This is a genomic window from Allocoleopsis sp. (assembly GCF_036703385.1).
In the GTDB taxonomy this organism is placed as follows: Bacteria; Cyanobacteriota; Cyanobacteriia; order Cyanobacteriales; family Coleofasciculaceae; genus Allocoleopsis.
Genome location: NZ_DATNPA010000250.1, coordinates 1 through 6896 on the forward strand (window position 1 = coordinate 1; position 6896 = coordinate 6896).

Here is a 6896-nt window from a genome sequence, read left to right on the forward strand (position 1 = left end):
CGCCTGATATTAAAGCAACACCAATCATGACGCTTCCAGAGAGCGGCAACTACCCAATTGTATTGTTCCAAGGTATCGGCAATGGGTTTCGCCTGATCTAACAAAATACCGCTCAAGATTCCCCAACTACTGAGCGACGTACACTCAGTTAGGGCTGGAATAAGGTCGATAATGACCTCTGCCAGAATATTGCAGAGAATCCCATCAACGGGTTTACCCCCCGTCAGTTTGGGGATTTGCTCAGCACTACCCTTCGCCACTACCATGCGTTGGGCGCTAATCTGATTCAATTCCCGGTTGCTGCGGGCAGCACGCACAGCTAAGGGGTCAAGATCCACGCCATAGACTTTTTTCGCACCTAACAAGACTGACCCAATTGAGAGGATGCCAGAACCACAACCAATATCAGCCACCACCAACTCGCTACTACCATCCCCTAAACGCATTTCCAAGGCTTCTAGGCACAGTTGAGTGGTGGGGTGGGTACCCGTGCCAAACGCGGCTCCGGGATCAAGGCGTAAAAGGAGCCGTTCTGAGTGTTTGGGAACTGGCAACCAAGCCGGGTAGATCAAAATGCGATCGCCAATTTCTTGGGGTTCCCAATGCTGCTTCCAACTGCTTGACCAGTCTTCCTCATCAATTAGCTTCCACTTAGCGATCGGCAGCGGCATCCCTACGGCTAGGGCATCCTGACGCAGCCACAGCGAAAGCGCTGCCAAATCCAATAATTGTGCCTGTATTTGAGGTAAGTGAGCCGTCAGGAGTAGAGAGTGTCCTTTAACCTGAGTGGACATTCCACGACAGCCAAACTTGTCCAGTCGCCAGAAGATCTGATCTTCTAAGGCCGGGTCGCAGAGAATTTGAATTTCCCACCAGCTGTTTGCCATACAATTTTAGATTTCAGATTTTAGATTTTAGATTGGGGTCTGCTGATTTAGGAACCAAAAATTGCTAAATATAGGCAGTTTTTCCGGACTCTAAAATCCAAAATCCAAAATCCATCAAAGCGCTACCGTATAAGCATCGCGAATTCCCGGTACCTTGGTAATCTCTTCCAAGACTCCCTCTGGTAAAGGGTCATCAATGCTCAACACCATTACCGCATCACCTCGCACAATTTTGCGACCCACTTGCATACTGGCAATGTTGACATTAAAGCTGCCCAGCAGAGAACCGATTTTGCCAATAATTCCGGGCATATCGCGGTGTAGGGTGAACACCATGTAGCGATTGGGAGGAACATTGATCGGGAACCCATCAATACTTGTAATGTGAATTTCCCCATCACCCAACAAAGCACCCGTTACGGCATGTTCGCCCAATGAGCCAATGGCGGACAGCTGTAGCGACCCCCCGGAATAGTCTTGAACCGAGGCATCCCGTGTTTCAATCACACGAATGCCACGTTCTTTTGCCTCAATCGTGGCATTAACATAGTTTACCCGCTCTCGCAGGGCTTGGGACAGTAAACCTTTGAGGGACGCCACCACTAAAGGCTGACTATTATTGGTCGCCAATTCGCCCTGCAATCGGACATTCAACATCTCAATTCGTCCTCCCGCCAACTGACCGACCAAGTTGCCCAAGGTTTCCGCCAGCTGCATGTAGGGTCTGAGTTCTTCGAGGATGTTTGGGGACAGTCCCGGAATGTTAACCGCCGATCGCGCCGGTAAGCCTAAGAGAACGTCACGAATTTGTTCGGCGACATCGATCGCCACATTCACTTGTGCTTCTGCCGTAGAAGCTCCCAAGTGAGGCGTGAGGATCATGTCTTTTCCCAACGATAAGAGCGGTGAGTCTCCTAAGGGTTCCGACTCAAACACATCCAACGCCGCTCCTGCAATCTTGCCCGCCTTTAACGCTTCATAGAGCGCCTGTTCGTCAACAATGCCACCTCTGGCACAGTTGATCACTCTAGCAGTGGGCTTCATCTTCGCCAGCGCCTCAGCATCAATTAAATGAGTTGTCTCAGGCGTCTTCGGCATATGCAGGGTGATGTAATCTGACTCCCGCAGTAGCAAATCCAGGTCTACCACGCGGCAGCCCAAGCGATCGGCGCGTTCGATCGAAATGAATGGGTCATACGCGAGCAACTTCATGCCTAGTGCTCTTGCTACGGTGGCAACATGGGAACCAATTTTCCCTAAGCCAACAACGCCTAGGGTTTTTTTATAAACTTCTGCCCCGATGAAGCTCTTACGATCCCATTGGTTGCTTTTGACAGACTGATTCGCATCTGGGATGTGGCGCGAAAGAGACAACATCATGGCAAGAGCATGTTCAGCTGCCGCGATCGTGTTTCCTTCTGGAGAGTTAACAACAACGATTCCCTGACGAGTAGCGGCTGGGACATCAACGTTATCCACCCCAACGCCAGCACGTCCAATAATTTTCAGTTGCTTGCCTGCTTCAATGATGGCCTGGGTCACCCGTGTGCCAGAGCGAATCATTAGGGCATCATATTCTGGGATAATCCCAACCAGTTCCTCAGGCGAGAGATTGGTCTTGACATCAACCTGAGCCACTTGGGAGAGGATATCAATACCAGCTTGGTCAATTGGGTCGGAGACGAGAACCTTAGACATTACCAGCAGATGGAGGAAAGTGGGCTACACAAGAGCATACCGCTATTCTCATGAGCGAACCCTATCCGAACAACGAGCGCTACAGACAACAGACCCGGAATAGCGGTTAGATTTAATGGCCGTCTGTTGATACAACCCAGCAATTTTCCCACAATTAGGAGAATTTGCTGACGAAGGTCATTGTAACCGTAAAGCTGTCATCACACTGCTATTCGTCTAAAAGTTTTCAAGTTTACAGACAGCTGGCACATCTGGCGCTGTTCGTATATCATCTTGTCTCTATTTACAACAGTTGCCTGAAGAACTACCCGATTCCCCTCAAGGCGACCATGAGCCGCGCTGTTATTCTATATTCAACATCGGGGACTTGTCTTGAATATGTAATTCAGTCTATGAACTATCTAATCGCTGTACTCAAAGACCGCATTGAAGCCGAAGAAGCTTACTCCAGCTTAGAGCGAGAAGGCTTACCGATGGATAAAGTCTCTATTCTGGGGAAAGGATACAAAAGTGCTGATGAATTTGGTCTAATTGACCCCAACTTAGAGGCAAAGAAGCAAATGAGGGGGCTAGCCTTCTGGACAATTCCGTTTGGATTCATAGCCGGTTTTGCCTTTAACCTGCAAACGGGACTCGAAATAGTGGAATGGGCGGGTAGCCTGGGCAACCATATTATTGGCGGAATATTTGGTGCGATCGCGGGTGCAATGGGTAGCTTTTTCGTCGGTGGTGGCGTTGGTTTATCCGCAGGCAGTGGGGACGCGTTGCCTTATCGCAATCGCCTCAATGAGGGGAAATATCTAATTGTCGTCAGAGGTTCTGAGACTTTGACTAAGCAGGCTACCCGGATTCTCCGCCAATTTGAGCCGGAGAATATTCAAGGCTATGTCGAGCCAAGAAGTCTGTAGAAAAAATACGTTACTATATCATATTATCTCAGCCAATTACACCCCCATTTAGCTGTTAGTTTGCCTCTAGCTACGGGAATAATAAAAATAGTTATTGGGTGTATTTTATGGCTGGTTTTAATCTGCCTTTTAAGTTCCCGTTCAAAAAAGCTCAGAACATCTCCGGAGTCGCCCCATCGATTAAAAGTACGCAGCCAGTAATACTAAAGCCATCAGCACCGTCTGAGCCCCAATCAAAATCATTGGCTGAGCTGGAAACAGAAATACAGGCACAGTACCACGCCACCTATCATCATAAGCAACCCATACCTCAAAAAGCGAAGTGGGGGAACTTCCGCAAAATCATCTGGACGGCGATACTTTTGGGCATTCCTGTCGGTGCGGTTTGGATAGCAAACCTGCCTTATCCGGTTATTCGTCGTCCGGTGGCAGAAAAAGCTCCCATACTGTTGCTACCCAGCTATATGAATATGGAATCTAACTACCGACAGGCAATTACCTCGGTTCAACAAGCCCAACACTTAATTGAAAACCCCACAAGCCCTGCTGACTTAGATTTGGGAGAACAAAAGGTTAAAATAGCTCAGAAAAATCTCGATGCTTTGCCAGTTGGGTTTTTAAATGATTGGCCTGAATATAGATTTGGATGGTATGACTGGCGGTTTAACATCTATGAATTCAATACAGCTCGTACAAAAATTGGGCAACTAGAAGCCAAAGTATTTCAAGAAAAAAATGCTCAGATATTGCTCACCGACAGCGAACAGGCACTTCAAAAAGCAAAGCAGCAATATCAACAAGCTTCAACACCAACAGACAAGCAGGCAACCATTGCATCTTGGCGTTCATCCATCGACCAGCTAAAGCAAATTCCCTCAGTCACCTTAGCCGGAGAAACAGCACAGGCCAAACTGAACAATTATCAGCGCGATTTTCAAGAAGTTGTAGGTCTTGCGGCTGGTAATGAGCGCGTCAGCACCTTTATCGAAGTGGCGCGGCAGTTTTCTTGGGAAGCGGCTAAATCAGGTCAAAATCCACCTCATTCTGTTGCGGAGTGGCAACAGGTGGAACAATTGTGGGAACAGGCGATCGCACAGCTTCAACAGATTCGCTCAGATGACCTAACAGGTTATGCAGAGGCGCAGAAGTTACTGGCACAGTACAACAGTAATTTGGGACAAGTAAAGATACGACGACAAGCTGAGCAAGTTTCGGTAGAAACGTTACAACGGGCGCAAGGCAGAATAGAAAGATTGGTCGCTTCTATTCCCACGGATGCCACATCTGTTAATCTCAATTACATCATTAGTGAACTCCAGGGAATTATCAATGAATTGGAAAACGTGCAAAACGGCACCACGGCCTATTTGAAATCCCAAGAACTTCTGCTATCTGCACGCAATAAACTTAAACAGCGTCAGCCCCAATAAGAAACTGAGCTGAAAGGACGACTGAATATCAGGCAACATATCCGCTGTAACTAACGCCTGGGTAGAATCAAGGAAGAAGTTGTCTAAAAGCGATCGCGAATGCTGCCCAGGGAAGAATTACTCAAAGGAGTTGAAAATCGAGATACTGTTGCTCGTGTGATTGACCTAGCCGAACAAGCTATCAAAACATGGGAAGTAGTCTTTAGCGATTTTCTCTCGCCGCCAGAAGTGGCACAAATTCAGCAGCCGTTTCAACGGTTGACGGAAGTACAACTGTTGGCTTGGGGAGGTTATCCCCAGGCAGAACGCCAACGTTTGGCGATCGCACGCGCAGAACTCCCCCTCGATCGCTCTCAGGTGGCGGTAACGGCATTAGATATTGCAGGTAACTTCTTGTTTGACCCCCCAACCCACCGAGACTTTCTCGGTGCAATGCTGGGAACGGGTTTGGTGCGAGAAAAAACTGGGGACATCATCGTTTTGGGAGAACGCGGTGCTCAGGTGATTGTGGTGCCGGAAATGGTGGAGTTTCTAGAGACGCAGTTAACTCAAGTGCGCTCTGTACCGGTGAAAACTCAACGCATTGAGCTGAGTGAACTGAAGATTCGAGAACCGAAGAAAAAAGAGATGACCACGGTAGAGGCGTCGATGCGTCTAGATGCGATCGCCTCTGCTGGTTTTGGGATGTCCCGCAGCAAAATGGCTGACCTCATTACGGGTGGTGATGTCCGAGTCAATTGGAAAGATGTCAGCCAAGCCAGTTATATCGTCAAACCTGGAGATTTAATTGCCATTCGTGGCAAGGGACGCCTAGAAATTGGAGAAGTCGCTGTCACCAAAAAAGACCGATACCGTATACAGCTAACACGATTCCTCTAAGAAGATAGAGTACTAGTCAACAAAGCTGAGGTTTTGCATCTGTCGCCCTAACCAGCCAGGGTTAAAATCCCTGGCTCATCGCTCTAGTCTTCTGTTTGTGCAGCGTTTCCGCTGGGTAGAGAGCTAAATCCTGACTCTACAAGGTGTTGAGTACTGTAGGATTCGGAGCAGCGCACCCTAATACTAGGTTCAGGATTTCATGAGCTTTTGAGGGAGAACTCAGCAAGTAAGTCGCCCTAAATATGAAAGGATTGACTCTACTAGTAGTTTGTGGAGCAGGTTCCCAGATTACAAGCTGATAGCCAGCTTCAGTCCATTCAAGGGTGTGCTGTATCATCGTTCTAGCGTCCTATGTATATAGACGTGAGGGCTAGCACTTTTCTCTTTGACGGGGGGGAAGCGCTAGCCTCAATGTAGATAGTTAAACGAACAGCCGTACTGAAGTAGATCGACCAAAAGATGGATAAATGTAAAATCTTTGTAAAGTTTTTTTCGATAATTAAATTTATTAAACTGGAGTATTGAGAACTAAGGGTTAAGTCGCCGAGTATGAGCTACGGCTATAACTTTCTTTACAATTGCCGCGCTCAGCCCAGAATGATGGAATTTCGTACTCAGTACCTAAGTTCTAAGACCCATGAGTGTCTGCCCACACCAAAAAGAAGGGGCATTATGCCATGCCCCCTCTAAAATTAAACTTAGGTTAGGAAAAAATCGATGCACTATAGGGGTAGACCCACAACCAGTAGAACTCCACCGATGAGAATCGCCGCACCGCTCAAGATGAATGACCAAAATCGGTGGAAACTATTGACAGTTGTCCCACTTTCCGTAGTGAACTGAGTCAAATCAACCCAAGGCGCAACACCGCGATGGAACCATCCTGTGACGCCAACTTGTGCCCCTAGCAAATTCTTCACTCAGTTCATCCCAAACAAGAAATTTCCAAGGGAACCAAAGCGAGACGCATAATGCAGATAAATCATACCCGTGCGGTCTTGGAGTTTGAGGTCAGACCCGAACTCATAACCTGCATCACCACGACCAATCAACTCACCCTCAAGCTTGACTGGCTTACCGCGCAACGGACTGGC

The 6896-nt window shown here is 47.9% G+C and carries 5 protein-coding genes and 1 pseudogene; 3 read left to right on the forward strand and 3 right to left on the reverse strand.

Annotated elements, in window-relative coordinates:
* Together prmA and serA are read right to left on the reverse strand one after the other, a co-directional pair.
* Positions 1-887: 50S ribosomal protein L11 methyltransferase (gene prmA, locus V6C93_RS12015; RefSeq protein WP_333476895.1), on the reverse strand; the 887-nt coding region annotated here is incomplete at its 3' end.
* 114 nt (positions 888-1001) lie between these two features.
* On the reverse strand, positions 1002-2585 hold the full coding sequence (gene serA, locus V6C93_RS12020; protein WP_333476896.1) for a phosphoglycerate dehydrogenase: 1584 nt from the start codon (positions 2583-2585) through the stop codon (positions 1002-1004).
* Between the two features lie 392 nt (positions 2586-2977).
* Here serA and V6C93_RS12025 point away from each other — a divergent pair, with 392 nt between their 5' ends.
* From V6C93_RS12025 to V6C93_RS12035, 3 genes are all read left to right on the forward strand, one after another.
* Complete coding sequence (locus tag V6C93_RS12025) at positions 2978-3493, forward strand: hypothetical protein (RefSeq protein WP_333476897.1); 516 nt, start codon at positions 2978-2980, stop codon at positions 3491-3493.
* A gap of 242 nt (positions 3494-3735) precedes the next feature.
* The gene (locus V6C93_RS12030; RefSeq protein WP_333476898.1) at positions 3736-4923 is read left to right on the forward strand and encodes a hypothetical protein; all 1188 of its coding nucleotides are present in this window, start codon (positions 3736-3738) and stop codon (positions 4921-4923) included.
* 99 nt (positions 4924-5022) lie between these two features.
* Positions 5023-5802: a photosystem II S4 domain protein gene (locus tag V6C93_RS12035; RefSeq protein WP_333476899.1), complete on the forward strand. Its 780-nt coding sequence runs from the start codon at positions 5023-5025 to the stop codon at positions 5800-5802.
* Positions 5803-6524: 722 nt separating this feature from the next.
* Here the strand turns inward: V6C93_RS12035 and V6C93_RS38215 are convergent.
* Positions 6525-6896: pseudogene (locus V6C93_RS38215) on the reverse strand (peptidase M48); the annotation flags it as partial.